Origin of the sequence: Planctomyces sp. SH-PL14, from assembly GCF_001610835.1 — a bacterium.
In the GTDB taxonomy this organism is placed as follows: domain Bacteria; phylum Planctomycetota; class Planctomycetia; order Planctomycetales; family Planctomycetaceae; genus Planctomyces_A.
This window is the reverse complement of record NZ_CP011270.1, coordinates 1,920,197-1,935,000: the sequence shown is the minus strand read 5'-3', so window position 1 is coordinate 1,935,000 and position 14,804 is coordinate 1,920,197. Positions and strand designations below refer to the sequence as shown.

Here is a 14,804-nt window from a genome sequence, read left to right as displayed (position 1 = left end):
TCTTCAGGTTGTGGAAGATTTCCGTGCCGCAGCGGAGGGCGTCCGAGAACTTGTCGAAGCCCAGGGGCATCACCATAAACTCTTGCAAGTCAATGGGATTGTTCGCGTGGGCACCGCCGTTGATGATGTTCATCATCGGGGCCGGCAGGCGGGTCGCGGCGACGCCACCGACATAGCGGAACAGCGGCAGGTAGCAGCTGCGGGCGGCGGCGTGGGCGGCAGCCATCGAGCAGGCCAGGATCGCGTTGGCGCCGAGGCGGGACTTGTTCGGCGTGCCGTCGCACTCGATCATCGCCTTGTCGATCGCGCCCTGGTCGAAGGCGTCCATGTCGAACAGGACGTCGGCGAGTTCTTCGTTGACGTTCTGGACCGCCTTTTCGACACCCTTGCCGACGTACTTCTTCTTGTCGCCGTCGCGGAGTTCGCAGGCTTCGTGAGCGCCGGTGCTGGCGCCGCTGGGAACGGCGGCCCGTCCGATCGTGCCGTCTTCCAGTTCGATATCGACTTCCACCGTAGGATTACCGCGACTGTCAAGAATCTGCCGTGCGTGCACGGACGAGATCGCCATACTCATCGGACGTCTTCCTCAAAACCGAACTGGGACCGGGTTCAAATCAGGCGCGAGTTTTAGCAGACAAAGGGCGAATGTGCATCATCCGCCGCGGCCCGCCGGGGGACTGATCGGTTGACGTTGATCGATTGACTGGGGCGCGGCCGTTGAGTCGATGGCGGCTGGTGGCTTGTGTCCGCTGATTGAAGTCCGATCTTCTGCGCGGCGCTGAGCAAGCAGCGGGAGCGGGATTCACCGGCGCGGCTCGGCGGGAGCCTCGCCCTCCCCGGTGGCGTTACTGGAAGCGGCCGGGGCTCAGGAGGCCCAGCGGGTCGAGCTGCCGGCGGACGCGGTCCATCATGTCCCGATCGCCGCGGCGGGGGCCGAAGGTTGAGAGGCGGCCCAGCCAGGCTTCGTCGCAGTTCAGAATCGTCAGGTGGCCGCCGTGCCGTTCGGCGAGTTCGCGGAGCGGCCGGAGCGCCAGGGCCGCGGATTCGACGGTGGCGCAGCGGTCCGGGAGATGTCCGACGACGACGCCGTTGCCGGCGTGCGACTGCACGGCGACTCCCTGGGCGGAGGCGGCGTCGCAGAACTCGATGGTGTGCGAGGGGAGCAGGCTGGCCTGGAAGGTCAGTGGGTCATCCGAAGCGGACTGGTATTCGGTCATGGCGAGCCAGAGCTCGGCCGCCGGTTCGTCGGTCAGGGTCTCCGCCGCCACGGGCTGGAACGGGTGCAGTTCTCCCTGGAGGGCGGCGGCCTGCCATTCGGCTTCGCGGACCGTCCCTTCGAAGGCGACGGCCAGGACCGGCTGCTCCGCCGGGAGGGAGAGGCGGGCTTCGCGGACGATGTGCCGGGCCGCTTTGGAGTTGAAGACTTCCATGGCCGCGGGGCGGGTCTCGCTGGTGACGAGGCGGTCGAGCACCGGCGCGATCGAGCGGAGTTCGGGGAAGACTGCCCAGACGATCCGGCGGGCTTCGGGAGTGGGGCGGACCTTCAGCGTGACCTGGGTGATGATGCCGAGCGTGCCGAGCGACCCGACGAGCAGCTTGCACAAGTCGTAGCCGGCGACGTTCTTGACGACCCGTCCGCCGGCGGAGAACCGGCGGCCGGTGGAGTCGACGGCCGAGATGCCGATGACGTAGTCCCGGAAGGTGCCGGAGCCGAACCGGCCGGGGCCGCTGGTGTTGGTGGCCAGGGCGCCGCCGAGCGTGGCCCGCTGCGGCTGGGGGATATCGATCGGGAGCCGCTGTCCTTCTTTGGCGAGTGTCTCCTGGAGGGCGGCGACCGTGATTCCCGCTTCGACGGTGATCGTCATGTCGCGCGCGGGGTAGTCGAGGACGCGGGTGAGTTCGGCGGTACTGATCGTGATGCCGGGGCGGTGGGGTTCCGCGCCGCCGCCGTAGCGCAGGGCTGTCCGGCCTCCGACGGGCCAGAGCGGGCGCTTGGGGCCCTGGGCATTTTCGTCGACCAGACGGACCAGTTCTGCCTGGGTGGCCGGTGTCAGTTCAGTGCGCTCCAAGGCTGCGGCTTTCGACTCAGGGAGGGCGGGATCCGGGGCGGGGTTTCGGGCGGGGACGGTAGTCAGTCGATCCTGCGGCGGGGGGTGAGGAAGCCGAGGATGGCGACGAAGAGTGCGGCTCCGATGATGGACCAGACGATCGGGAACGATTTGTTTCCGATGGTCACGGTGAACATTTCCGGGAGGCCGGCGATCGAGGCGAGTTTCATGCCCAGGAGGGCGCCGATGAAGCCGAGGGCGATGGAGACGAGGCAGCCGCCGCGGGAGTAGCCGGTGATGGCTTGGCCGAGTGAGCCGCAGATGCCTGCTACGAGGAGATAGAGGAGCAGTTCGACGAGGCTCATGGCGGTGATCCCGGGAGGGTGGTGGCGGGAGTCTGGCACACGGGGGGGACCGAGGCCAGCGTGATGGACAGGTCAACCGGGGTCCAGGGGGTCACCCCTGGTGGGGGATGCAAGGGGGCAAGGCCCCTTTGCCCGCCGGAGGCCTGGCCTGTTTCGGTCTCACTGAAGGAGCGAATGTCCAAGCGCGGCCACCGTGCCGTATGCCCCCTCACCAACCCGCGGGGTTTCAGAGCGAGTCGTGAGTGCTCGACGCCGGTTGCACAAAGGGGACGTCCGTTGCTTACTACGGTTCCTCGTGAAAGTGCCTCCGGCGGCAAGGGGGTGAGACCCCCTTGACCCCGGCTGCCGTGGCACGTTGGGTTTGAGCTAACGAGTCGCCCCGGCAAGGACGGTTCCTGACCCGCGCGGCTTTGCCCTTCCGCTCCGAGGTCACCATGATGTCCGGGTCCCCCGAAACCCCAACTGGAGCTCGTCGTGGACTACGCCACCAAATTCACATCCGGCCACACCTACGCCGGCTTCCTCGACCGCTACGCCACCGCCGATCAACGGGCCCGCTGGACCGACTTTCATCGCAGCGTCGAACTCACCGCACCCCAGGTCGCACTCCTCAAGAGCTTCGTCCGTGAAACGAAGATCCTCGTCCTCGCCGGGACGTGGTGCGGCGACTGCGTGAACCAGTGCCCGATCTTCGAACGCTTTGCCGAACAGACCCCCACCCTCCAGATCCGCTACTTCGACCGGGACGACAACCCGGACCTGGCCTCCGAACTCCAGACCTGCGGCGGGGCGCGGGTCCCGACGGTCCTCTTCCTCAGCGAAGACGGTTACGTCTGCGGCCGATACGGCGACCGGACGATCTCGAAGTACCGCGCCGTCGTGGGAGCGACCGCGGGCGCGGCCTGCTCGACGGGACTCAATGTCGACAACGACCTGACCGGCGCCGTCGTTCAGGACTGGCTCGACGAGTTCGAGCGGATCCAGTGGATGTTGCGAACCTCCGCCCGCCTCCGCAAACTGCACGGGGACTGAGTCGAGTCTGTCCGCCCTCAGCGATCAGCACCCGGCCGTCGACCACCCGCTCGCACGCCCCACCTTCCCCAGCCCACTCCCACCTATGACTCTCATCGCCCGATTGACGTTTGTCGTTTTCGGTCTCGCTGTCGCGGCGGCCCCGGTCGCGCAGGCCGCGGAAAAGACGGTCCGGCTGACGAAAGGCCAGGAGACCGTCAAGGTGACCATCGGCGATGAGGTCTTCACCGTCCTCAACTACCAGCCGAAGTGGAAGAAGCCGTTCTTCCTCCCCGTGACCGCCGAAGGGGGACTCCAGATCCTCAAGGACGAGATCGGCCAGCCTGCGGACGAGCCCGGAGCGCCGGGGAACAAGGTCCTGGTGGTCAGCGAAGGGGCGGAGGTCCGCGACGGGGGCAAGGTGGTCGGGAAGCTTGCCTACTGGGAAGTCCTGACGGTCGATGAGGTGAAGGGGAACGAGCTTCACGTTCCGGACAAGAAGGGCTGGGTTCAGGCGTCCGACGTTGTTCCGCTCAAGGCGACCGTATCCCGGCTCATCAACGAGAACCCGCCCGCGGAGAAGAACAGCAAGAGCCCGCTCTACTACGACCACCCGCACCACAAGGGGATCTGGTTCTCGATCGACGAGGTCAACAAGATCAAGTTCTGGGCGGAACAGGGGACGATCCGCACGGCGGGCGTCGAGATCGTGAAGGCCGAAGGGAACCCGGCGGTTCTGCGATACACGAGCCACTGGCTCGGCGCCGACGAGAAGCCGGTCCTGACCGAGACGACGACGGTCCAGATCTTTCCGAATCGCCTGATGGCCTTCGACTTTGTTCTCACCGCGGCCGTTCCGGAAGTGGAGTTCGAAGACACGAAGGAAGGGCTGTTTGCCATCCGGGTTCCGAACAGCATGCGGGAGAGCATTTCCGGCGGGCCGGTCGTCAACGCGGACGGCCTTAAGGGGACCAAGGAGTGTTGGGGGAAGACCTCGAGCTGGGTCGACTATGTGGGGCCGATCGGCTCCCGCACGTTTGGGATCACGCTGATGGACGGCCCGAAGAACTTCCACAAGTCCCGTTACCACGTGCGGGATTACGGCCTCTTCTCCATGAGCCCGTTCGGCGACAAATCGTACAGCGGCGGCAAGGTCGAGACGCCGCCGGTTCATCTCAAGAAGGATGAATCGCTCCGCCTCCGCTACGGCCTGTACGTCCACGACGGAGACTCCGAAAAGGGAGGCGTCCCGGCGGTCTACAACCAGTTCGCCGAACTCCCCTGAGACCGGTTGCCCCGCTCAGTGACTGAGACTTGATCCCTGCCACTTGATACTTCGCTACGCCACCGTTCGTTCATTGAAGTCCAGCGCTCGCCCCTCACCGGAAAGCTGCACCCATGATGCGATGGTTTCCCCTGTTGGCCTGTCCCGTTCTGGCCGTCCTCTGCTCTGCTCCGCTGGCGGCCCAGGAGCCGCTCAAGACGGCGGGGATCGATGGCACGGCGCCCGGGTTCGTCGAGCTGACGCTCGATGACTTCGTGAACGCCAACTGCAATCCCGACACCTGGTCGACGAAGGACGGCGTGATCCACAGCACGGGGACGCCGGTGGGCGTCATCCGGTCGAAGAAGGAGTACGCGAACCTCGAACTCGTCGTCGAGTGGCGGCATCTCAAGCCCGCGGGCAACTCGGGGGTCTTCCTGTGGGCGACGAAGGAGTCGATCGACGCCCTTGTTCCGAACAAGCTTCCGAAGGGGATCGAGGTCCAGGTTCTCGATCACGGTTACACGGAGAAGTACGAGACGGCGTCGGGCAAGAAGGCGGACTGGTTCTCGACGAACGGCGATGTGTTCCCCGTGGGCGTGAAGATGACGCCGTTTCCTCCGCTCTCTCCGAATGGCGAGCGGAGCTTCCCCCGCAAGAAGCTGAGCAAGGGGACGCCGGAGTGGAACCACTATTACGTTCGCGCCATCAATGGCGAAGTTCGTCTGTGGGTCAACGGCGAAGAGGTCTCCGGCGGGACCGGCTGCGATCCCAAGAGCGGGTTCCTCTGTCTGGAGTCCGAGGGGTCGCCGGTCGAGTTCCGGAACCTGCGGATCCGTGAGTTGCCGTAGTGTGTTGAGGAAGGGAAGCGGAGTGGTCCGACGCTGGGTAAGCCTGCTGGCCGCGGTGGCGGTTCTGGCCGTTCTGTGGCTGGGGGTGTTTCCGCTCCTGGCCCGGACGGCGCCCGCGGCGGCGCACATTCGAGAGATGCAGGCGGGGCGGGTGAATCCTGGGGCGATGTTCTATTCGGAGCTGGAGGATGCTCCGTTCGTGAGCGTTCCGCTTGTGCCTCGTCCGGAGTAACGGGAGATCACGATGTGGCGTTCTCGTCCGGGGTTATTGGTTTCGATCCACCCGACGATCGTGATTCCTATGGTGGTTGGGGTTGTCGCGCTGTTGTTGCCCGTGTGGGGCGTGGTGCGCAGCTGGCTTTGGTAGGCCGTCACCGTCTTCAGGGGCTTCGAAATTGCCGGCCCAAGAACCGGGGCCAGGGGTTACCCTGGTGGGGGATGCAAGGGGGCCACGCCCCCCTTGCCCGCCGGAGGCCTGGCCGTCGAGAACTGTCTGAAGAAGGACGTGTCCGAACGCGGACACCGTGTCGTATGCCCCCTCACCTGATCCGCCGGGATTGCGAAGCCAGCGGATTGGTGGGAGGGGGGCCTCGACGCGGACCAGCTTGCGCCAGCCATCCGTTGACGTTTATGCACGTGGGCCGCAAGCTAACCGCATCTCCTTCGTTTCGCACGGTGCTCAATGCAGACGACTTTCCAGATCACCCCCGATCAGTCCGCTCTCGACTCCATTCCACGCGACCTGCGGTTCCACCCGAGTCCGGCCGAGGCAGCTAAAACGCTCACCCGCGAACAGGTCGAACACTACAACCAGTTCGGCTTTGTCCGCCCGATCCGGATCTACTCCGCGGACGAGATCGCCGAGATCCGCACCTACTTCAATGACCTCCTGGCCAAGGTCGTCGCCGCCGGGGGGGACAGCTACTCCATCAGCAGCGCCCACCTCAAGTACGGCAAGGTCTGGGACATCCTCACCCATCCGAAGATCGTCGCCGCGGTCAAGGACATCCTTGGTGAAGACGTCGTCGGCTGGGGCTCGCACTTCTTCTGCAAGATGCCAGGCGACGGCAAGGCGGTCGCCTGGCATCAGGATGCCAGCTACTGGCCCCTTTCGCCGAGCAAGGCGGTCACGGTCTGGCTGGCCATTGATGACGCCGACGTCGAGAACGCCTGTATGCGATTCATCGCCGGCTCGCACCACCACGGCCACATGACGTTCCGTCCCAGCAACCCGGACGAGCACAACGTCCTCAACCAGACGATCGACAACCCCGAGCAGTACGGCCATGCGGTCGACGACTGCCTCCAGGCGGGTGAGTGCTCCCTGCACTCGGACCTCCTGCTCCACGGCTCTGAGGCGAACGAGTCGAGCCGCCGCCGCTGCGGCCTGACGATCCGCTACGCCGCCGCCGACGTGACGGCCCACATGGGCTGGAACCAGAAGGGGGTCCTTGTCAGCGGCGCCGACCGCGACGGGAAGTGGGCCAATCGCCCCCGTCCCGCTGACGACTGACTTCGCCTGCCGGCGAGCGGCGGGCGTGAACCCGCTGACGGGGACGCTCGCCGCCACGGACCATTCCCGGGTCGATTCTTCTTCGTGGAGCCGTCATGTCGCGCCAGATCCTTGCGCTCGATCAGGGGACAACTTCCAGTCGGGCGATTGTGTTCGGGCACGACGGAAAGGCTGTCTCGACGGCCCAGGAAGAGTTCCCGCAGATCTATCCCTCGCCGGGCCACGTGGAGCACGACCCGGAGGCGATCTGGCAATCGCAGCTTGCCACTGCCAGGGGGGCGCTGGGCGACGCGAAGGTGAAGATCGAGGATGTGGCGGGGATCGGCGTCACGAACCAGCGGGAGACGACGGTCCTGTGGGAACGGGATACCGGCAAACCGGTCGCGAACGCGATCGTCTGGCAGAGCCGGATTACCTCGCCGGTGTGCGACCGGCTGAAGACCGAGGGCTATTCGGACCTGTTTGCCCGCAAGACCGGGCTGGTTGTCGATGCCTACTTTTCCGGGACCAAGATTGCCCATCTGCTCGACACGATCCCGGGGCTGCGGAGCCGGGCTGAGCGGGGGGAGATCCTGTTCGGGACGGTCGACTCGTTCCTGATCTGGCGGCTGACGGGGGGGAAGGTCCACGTCACCGATGTCAGCAACGCCAGCCGGACGCTGCTGCTGGACATTCACACGCAGCAGTGGGATGACGAACTGCTGAAGATCCTCAACGTCCCGCGGGCGATGCTGCCGGAGGTCCGTTCCTGCAGTGAGGTCTACGGGGAGACCGATCCGAAGCTGTTCGGCCGCGCGATTCCGATCGCCGGCGCGGCGGGGGATCAGCAGGCGGCGACGTTCGGGCAGGCGTGCTTTGACGTTGGGGATGTGAAGAACACGTACGGGACCGGGTGCTTCCTGCTGATGAACATCGGCAAGAAGGCGTCGGCGTCGAGCCATGGGCTGCTGACGACGATCGGGTGGCGGATCGGGCAGGAGACGACCTACTGCCTGGAAGGGGCGGTGTTCATTGCCGGTGCGGTGGTTCAGTGGCTGCGGGACGGGCTCAAGATGATTCCGACGTCGGCCGACGTGGAGCGGCTGTCACAGACCGTTCCCGATTCCGGCGGAGTGACGTTCGTGCCGGCCTTCGTAGGACTGGGGGCGCCGCACTGGGATCCCGATGCCCGCGGCGCGATCTTTGGCCTGACGCGCGGGACTGAGCAGGGGCACATTGCGCGGGCCGCGGTCGAGTCGATGGCTCTTCAGACCTGCGATGTTGTGGCTGCGATGGAGCAGGATGCGCATGTGAAGCTGGCGTCGCTCAAGGTCGACGGGGGAGCGAGCCGCAACGATGGGCTGATGCAGTATCAGGCTGACCTTCTCGATGTCACGGTCCGGCGGCCGGTTGTTCAGGAGACGACGGCGCTGGGGGCTGCGTATCTGGCGGGACTGGCGACGGGGGTGTGGTCGGATCGGGAGGAGATCCGGCGGAACTGGGTTCTCGATTGTGAGTTCAAGCCGGATCTGGCCGCGGCTGAGCGTCGGCGGCGGCTTCAGCGTTGGGACCGGGCTGTTGAGCGGACGCGGGGCTGGTCGCGCGACCTGTAGGTCGGCGGGGGCCCGTGTGAAAGACGTTCCTGCCGGAGACGGCGTCCATAGCTCAAACCCAACGTGCGACGGCAGTCGGGGTCAGGGGGGCTCACCCCCTTGCCGCCGGAGGCACTCCTGTGAGGAACCGTGGTAAACAACGGACGACCGCTTTGTGGTACCGGCGTTGAGGAATCACCGCTCGCTTTGTAATCCCCGTGGTTTGGTGAGGGGGCATACGGCACCTTGTCCGCGTTTGGACATTCGCTCCTTCAGAGCGATCGAGACGAGAGGGCCTCCGGCGGGCAAAGGGGCGTTGCCCCCTTGCATCCCCCACCAGGGGTACCCCCTGGACCCCGGTAGACTGACAGCTGGCGTCGTTGACCGGCGAAGAACAACGACTCATCATCCCCGCCTGTCACGTCCCCGCCGCGCCTGAAGGAATTCCCATGACCACGCCCGTCCGACTCGCCATTCACGGAGCCGCCGGCCGGATGGGCCAGCGACTGGTCGCCCTTGGTCAACAGGACCCCGGACTCCAGATCGTCGCCGCCGTCGACTCCCCCAAGTCCGCCCTCCTGGGCCGCGACGCGGGCGAAGTCGCCGGAATCGGCCCGATCGGCGTCAAGATCACCAGCGAACTCCCCGAGAACGTCGACGTCGTCATCGACTTCTCAGTCCCTGAAGCGGCGGACGAGCTGGCGAAGGAATGCGAGAAGCGAAAGGTCAAACTCGTCGCGGCGACGACCGGCTTGAGCGACGCCCAGAAGTCTCAGATCCAGGCCACCGCCCGCCAGGCCGCCGTCTGCCAGTCGCCCAGCATGAGCACGGCGGTCAACATCGCCATGAAGCTCGTCCAGGAAGCGGCCCGGGCGGTGAAGTCCCTCCCGAGCGGCGTCGACGTCGAAATCGTCGAAAGGCACCACCGCTTCAAGGAGGACGCCCCGAGCGGCACCGCCCTCAAGTTCGGCCAGATCGTCCAGACCGAGATGGGCCAGACGGAACACGTTCACGGCCGCGAAGGCCAGACCGGCAAGCGTCCCCGCGGCGAGATCGGTTACCACGCGGTCCGAACCGGCGACAACGTCGGCGAGCACACGATCATCTTCGGGATGATGGGCGAAACGCTCGAGGTCTACGTCCGCGGCCATACCCGCGACAGCTACGCCTACGGCGCCCTCACCGCGGCCAAGTGGCTCGCCGACAAGCCGGCCGGGCTGTACGGCATGGCGGACGTGCTGGGGCTGAAGTGAACGACTAGGGACTAGGGTCGAGAGACTAGGGAAAGGAAAGACAGGAGGAGTGAGCTCACATCCTCCTGTCCCTAGACCCTCGTCCCTCGACCTACTTCAGGCTCATCGTCACGGTCTTCACTTCCGTGTAATTTGCGAGGGCGTACTCGCCGAGCTCGCGGCCGATCCCGGACATCTTGAAGCCGCCGAACGGGGCGGCGGCGTCGAAAACGTCGTAGCAGTTGATCCAGACCGTTCCGGCCCGGACCGACTTCGCCACGCGGTGCGCCTTCGCGACGTCTCGGGTCCAGACGGCGGCGGCGAGACCGTAAAGCGTCTTGTTCGCCCGCTCGACGACTTCGTCGATGTCCTTGAACGGCAGGACGCTCAGGACCGGGCCGAAGATTTCGTCGGTTGCGATGTCCATGTCGTCGGTCACGTTGTCAAAGACGGTCGGCTGGATGAAGAAGCCGGTCGTCCCTTCGCGGTCGCCGCCGGTCACGCACTGCGCCCCGGCCTTCTTGCCGCGGCCGATGTAGTCCATGATCTTGTCGAACTGGTCCTTGTCGACCTGCGGTCCCTGGGTCGTGGCGGGATCGAATGGGTCGCCGAGCCGCCGCTGCTTGGCCCGCTCGACGAGGCGGCCGACGAACTTCTCGTGGATCTTCTCCTCGACGAAGAGCCGGCTTCCGGCGCAGCAGCACTGTCCCTGGTTGAAGAACAGGCCGAACTCCGCCCCGGCGATCGCGGCGTCGAGGTCGGCGTCGGCAAAGACGATGTTGGGGCTCTTGCCGCCGAGTTCGAAGGTGAGCCGCTTCAGCGTCTGCGAGGCGTCCCGCATGATGTGCTGGGCGGTCTCGGTCGAGCCGGTGAAGGCGATCTTGTCGACATCCGGGTGCTTGACGAGCGCTGCGCCCGCTTCGCCAAAGCCGGTGATGACGTTGATGACTCCAGGCGGGAACCCGGCTTCGAGCGCCAGTTCTGCCATCCGCAGGCAGGAAAGCGGCGTCTGCTCGGCCGGCTTCATGACGATCGTGTTGCCCGTCGCCAGGGCCGGCCCCCACTTCCACGCGACCATCAGCAGTGGAAAATTCCAGGGGATGATCTGGCCGCAGACGCCGACCGGTTCGCGGGAGGTGTAGCAGAAGTATTCACCGCGGATGGGGATGGTCTGGCCGTGGACCTTGTCGGCCCAGCCGCCGTAGTAACGCAGGCAGTCGACGACGAGGGGGAGGTCGGCGTTGGTGGCGTCGGTGATCGGTTTGCCGTTGTCGAGAGATTCGAGGGCGGCGAGTTCCGGGAGGTGGGCTTCGACGAGGTCGGCCAGTTTGGTCAGGAGGCGGCCGCGGTCGCGGGCGTCCATTTTCGGCCAGGGGCCTTCTTCGAAGGCTTTGCGGGCGGCTTTTACGGCACGGTCGACGTCCTGGGCGGTGGCGCGGGGGACGTCTGCGATTTTCTCTTCGGTGGCGGGGTGGTAGGTGGTGAAGGTTTCGCCGTTGAGGGCATCGACCCATTCGCCGCCGATGAGCATTTTGGTCTGGCGGACTTTGGGGCGGGCAATTTTGGCGGCTTTGGGAGCAGTCGATACGGACATGGCGCGACCTCCTGAGAGCTCAGTGTCTCGGCGTGCGCCGTCGTCACCGTTTGTGCGATCGACGACGCGCCGACGAACGGGAATGAGGGGAGAACCCTGGTTATTTCACTGTAACAGAATGGTACGGAGCAGGTGGTGTGGTGGAGAGGGGGCAACGCTGGTTGGAAGCCCGACCGGGGTCCAGGGGGTACCCCTGGTGGGGAGTGCAGAGGGGCAACGCCCCGTTGCCCGCCGGAGGCCTGGCCGTCGAGAGATGTCTGAAGGAGCGAGTGTCCAAGCGCGGACGAGGTGCCGTATGCCCGCTTACCAACCCGCGGGAATTGCAAAGCGAGCGGTGTGGGGTGAGGGAGTCCTCAACGCTGGTTCCCAAAAGCGGACGCCCGTTGTGTCCCATGGTTCCTCAGGGAAGTGCCTCCGGGGTCAAGGGGGTGAGACCCCCTTGACCCCGGTTGCCGTCGCACGTTGGGTTTGAGCTATCAGAGCCGCGCCGGCCAGGACGCCGTTCCCTCCTCTTGGTGCCCTTCGTGCCCTCCTTTGTGCCTTGGTGTTTAACCCCCCGCACCGCCCCCGCAACCGGCACCCCCGGCAAAGTCGACAGTCTCGATCGCGCATCAGGCGATTTTCCCCAGGAATCGTGATGCCGAATCGCAACACCCCGCCCCGACAGCCCCCCGGGCCTACGGTGGAGTGTCCGTCCACTGCGTCCGTCCCCCTCCCGCTCTCCCGAGGTGCCCTGATGGAACGTCTTCACCGGCTCGACCCCGCTCACGATTGGGTCGCCACCCGCTACTACATCCGCCTCCTCCGCCCCGACCAGAGCCGCGTCGCCTTCGCGATCTCGCGGAAGTCCGAACTGGACGAGATCCTGGAAGTCGGAGCGTCCCTCGGCTGGACCATTGAAGAACTGGCCGCCCCCAGCCGATGAATGCCTCGCCCGGACGCCCGGGAGCTCGCTTCCGGGCGATTGTTCATGAAATCCCGGGCGTGATCCCGTAACATTGCTGGAAGCCAGACGTCTGGGCCTCCCGTCGTTCCGGGATGCCCAGACGCTCAGCCGAGCCGAACTTCCGACAATGTCCACTGCTTCGTTTCCGCTCCCGATCCTCCCCACCTCCGATCCCTCGGTCCCCTACGAAGATCCGCTCGATCTGATGGAGGAGATCGACCGCCTCAAGGTCGAGAAGGATGCCACGATCCTCGCCCACTTCTACGTGGACGGCGAGATCCAAGACATCGCGGACTTCACCGGCGACAGCCTCAAGCTCGCCCGCGACGCCACCAAGGTGACGACCTCCACGATCGTCTTCTGCGGCGTCCACTTCATGGCCGAGTCGGCCAAGATCATGAACCCCGAAAAGCGGGTTCTCCTCCCGGACATGCTCGCCGGCTGCTCCCTGGCCGACAGCTGCCCCGCCGACAAACTGGCCGCCTATCAGAAACAGCTCCGGGCTGAAGGGAAGGACTTCGTCACCGTCGCCTACATCAACACGACGGCCGCCACGAAGGCCCATTGCGACTGGATCGTGACGAGCGGCAACGCTCGCGAGATCATCGACCGCATCCCGCCGGACAAAGAGATCCTGTTCGTCCCGGACCAGCACCTCGGGCGGTATCTGTCGGAAGTGACCGGCCGGCCGATGATCCTCTGGCCGGGGGCCTGCATGGTGCACGAGATCTTCAGCCTCCAGGACCTGCTGCGGGCCAAGCGGAACACGCCCGGCAGCGTCATCATGTCTCACCCGGAATGCCCGCGGAACATTCTCGAGGTCTCCGACGTTATCGGCGGGACGGAGAAGATGCGGAAGCACGTCGCCGCCGTGAAGGAGCCGACCAAGTTCCTCGTGGCGACCGAAGTCGGGATGATCCACGCCCTTCAGAAGACCGCCCCCTGGCACGAGTACATCCCGGTCCCGGGGATCATGGCGGACTCGGGGCAGACGTGTGCCTGCAATCGCTGCCCGCACATGGCCCGCAACACGCTCCAGAAAGTCCGCGATTGCCTCAAGGCCGGCCAGCCGGAGATCCTCTGGCAGCCCTACTTCGATGCCGCGAAGGCGGTTCTCGAAAAGAGCCTGCTGGAGTAGCCATGCCCGGCCGGACGGCTCCCTCGCTGGCGCTTCGGGCTGGTGTCGGGCCTCGTCTTCCGGCCGCGAACCCCACCCTCCGACACGTCCTTCGGTCCCCCCTCGACGACATGACCGCGTCTTCCATCCGGATCGCCACACGGGCCAGCAAACTCGCGTTGTGGCAGGCGCACTACGTGTCGAGCCTCATTCAGTCGGCTCATCCAGGCCGCACGACTGAGATCGTGGAGGTCAGCACCATCGGCGATCGAGACCGGCAGCAGCCGCTCTCGCAGATGGGGGGCCAGGGGGTTTTTACCCGCGAGGTCCAGCAGGTTGTTCTCGACGGCCGGGCCGACATCGCGGTCCACAGCCTCAAAGACCTGCCGTCGACGACGGTCGCCGGACTCGCGCTCGCCGGAGTGCCGCCGCGGGCCAACCGGTTCGATGTCCTGATTCTTCCCGGTTCAAAGAAAGCGGAGTCGCTGGACGTCCTGCCGAAGAACGCCCGGATCGGGACCGGAAGCCTCCGCCGCCGGGCGCAGCTTCTGTTCCATCGGCCGGACTTCCGATTTGAAGAGGCCCGCGGCAATCTCGATACGCGGCTGCGGAAGCTCGATGAAGGGCAGTTCGACGCTCTCCTCCTGGCGGCGGCCGGGCTGGAACGCCTGGGCTGGGGGGAACGGATCAGCCTGATCCTTGAGCCGCCCCTTCTCTATCCCGCCGTCGGACAGGCGGCGATCGGGATTGAGTGCCGGGCGGAGGATGCGGACGTCAGCAGCGTTCTGGCTTCGATCACCTGTCCGCAGACGCTTGCGGAAGTGACGGCCGAGCGAGCCTGTCTGGCGGAGCTTAAGGCGGGGTGTCACGCGCCGGTCGGGATGTGGGTCCGGACGCCGCCCTGCGAAGAGGCAACCGTCACCGGGGCCCGGCGGCACCTTGTTCTCGACGCCGTGGTGCTTGACCCGTACGGGCAGAAGCGGATCCACGCGCGGCTGGAAGGGAACGCTACGGAGGCGACGGCACTCGGTGTCCGGATCGCCCACAGCCTTCAAGGGGCCGGAGCGGCGCAGCTCATCGCCGCGGCAGAGCAGCCAGCCTGATGCAAAGACTCCGCGGGGTCAGGAACGCGGACTGAGTGTGAAACACCAAGGCACCAAGGGGGCACAAAGGTTTGCCCCTTCGCGGGGAAGAGTCTTTGTGACCTGGTACGGTCTTTGTGCCTTGGTGCTTCACTGTTTCATCAGCGCCAGGACACGGGCCTCAGATGAACCGCTGGTTGCCTGCCTGGG

At 65.8% G+C, this 14,804-nt stretch carries 14 protein-coding genes (1 of these 14 cut by a window edge); 10 read left to right on the top strand and 4 right to left on the bottom strand.

Going from position 1 to position 14,804, the window contains the following annotated elements; genetic code table 11:
* The 3 genes from eno to VT03_RS34105 form a co-directional block, all read right to left on the bottom strand.
* Positions 1–574, bottom strand: partial view of a phosphopyruvate hydratase gene (gene eno, locus VT03_RS07515; protein WP_075092421.1) — the start only. 698 nt of this gene lie to the left of the window's left edge; the window shows 574 of its 1,272 coding nt (coding positions 1–574); its start codon is at positions 572–574; its stop codon lies beyond the left edge, outside the window.
* A gap of 271 nt (positions 575–845) precedes the next feature.
* Positions 846–2,069 (bottom strand): FAD-binding oxidoreductase, encoded by a 1,224-nt coding sequence (locus tag VT03_RS07510; RefSeq protein WP_197489237.1) that lies wholly within the window; start codon positions 2,067–2,069, stop codon positions 846–848.
* A gap of 62 nt (positions 2,070–2,131) precedes the next feature.
* The gene (locus VT03_RS34105; RefSeq protein ID WP_075096982.1) at positions 2,132–2,413 is read right to left on the bottom strand and encodes a hypothetical protein; all 282 of its coding nucleotides are present in this window, start codon (positions 2,411–2,413) and stop codon (positions 2,132–2,134) included.
* A 474-nt stretch (positions 2,414–2,887) separates the two neighbouring features.
* Between VT03_RS34105 and VT03_RS07500 the strand changes: the two genes are divergently transcribed.
* From VT03_RS07500 to dapB, 7 genes are all read left to right on the top strand, one after another.
* Positions 2,888–3,445, top strand: a complete 558-nt coding sequence (locus VT03_RS07500) for a thioredoxin family protein (RefSeq protein ID WP_075092420.1) — start codon at positions 2,888–2,890, stop codon at positions 3,443–3,445.
* Between the two features lie 103 nt (positions 3,446–3,548).
* Positions 3,549–4,709 carry a PmoA family protein gene (locus tag VT03_RS07495; protein ID WP_156514344.1) on the top strand — a complete coding sequence of 387 codons (1,161 nt, stop codon included), beginning with the start codon at positions 3,549–3,551 and terminating at the stop codon, positions 4,707–4,709.
* 116 nt (positions 4,710–4,825) lie between these two features.
* Positions 4,826–5,539: a DUF1080 domain-containing protein gene (locus tag VT03_RS07490; RefSeq protein ID WP_410000417.1), complete on the top strand. Its 714-nt coding sequence runs from the start codon at positions 4,826–4,828 to the stop codon at positions 5,537–5,539.
* Positions 5,540–5,561: 22 nt separating this feature from the next.
* Entirely contained in the window at positions 5,562–5,771 is a 210-nt protein-coding gene (locus VT03_RS07485) for a hypothetical protein (RefSeq protein WP_075092417.1), read from the top strand.
* A 450-nt stretch (positions 5,772–6,221) separates the two neighbouring features.
* The gene (locus VT03_RS07480; protein WP_075092416.1) at positions 6,222–7,052 is read left to right on the top strand and encodes a phytanoyl-CoA dioxygenase family protein; all 831 of its coding nucleotides are present in this window, start codon (positions 6,222–6,224) and stop codon (positions 7,050–7,052) included.
* A 95-nt stretch (positions 7,053–7,147) separates the two neighbouring features.
* On the top strand, positions 7,148–8,644 hold the full coding sequence (gene glpK / locus VT03_RS07475) for a glycerol kinase GlpK (protein ID WP_075092415.1): 1,497 nt from the start codon (positions 7,148–7,150) through the stop codon (positions 8,642–8,644).
* A gap of 428 nt (positions 8,645–9,072) precedes the next feature.
* Positions 9,073–9,876: a 4-hydroxy-tetrahydrodipicolinate reductase gene (gene dapB, locus VT03_RS07470; protein WP_075092414.1), complete on the top strand. Its 804-nt coding sequence runs from the start codon at positions 9,073–9,075 to the stop codon at positions 9,874–9,876.
* Positions 9,877–9,967: 91 nt separating this feature from the next.
* Here the strand turns inward: dapB and VT03_RS07465 are convergent, their stop codons facing one another.
* Entirely contained in the window at positions 9,968–11,449 is a 1,482-nt protein-coding gene (locus VT03_RS07465) for an aldehyde dehydrogenase family protein (RefSeq protein WP_075092413.1), read from the bottom strand.
* Between the two features lie 736 nt (positions 11,450–12,185).
* Here VT03_RS07465 and VT03_RS07460 point away from each other — a divergent pair.
* The 3 genes from VT03_RS07460 (at position 12,186) to hemC (ending at position 14,615) form a co-directional block, all read left to right on the top strand.
* Positions 12,186–12,374, top strand: coding sequence for a hypothetical protein (locus VT03_RS07460; RefSeq protein ID WP_075092412.1), 189 nt, complete (start codon positions 12,186–12,188; stop codon positions 12,372–12,374).
* A 148-nt stretch (positions 12,375–12,522) separates the two neighbouring features.
* A complete protein-coding gene (gene nadA, locus VT03_RS07455; protein ID WP_082846747.1) occupies positions 12,523–13,533 on the top strand; it encodes a quinolinate synthase NadA in 1,011 nt (336 codons plus the stop codon).
* Positions 13,534–13,643: 110 nt separating this feature from the next.
* Positions 13,644–14,615 (top strand): hydroxymethylbilane synthase, encoded by a 972-nt coding sequence (gene hemC, locus VT03_RS07450; protein ID WP_075096980.1) that lies wholly within the window; start codon positions 13,644–13,646, stop codon positions 14,613–14,615.
* Positions 14,616–14,804: the final 189 nt, after the last annotated feature.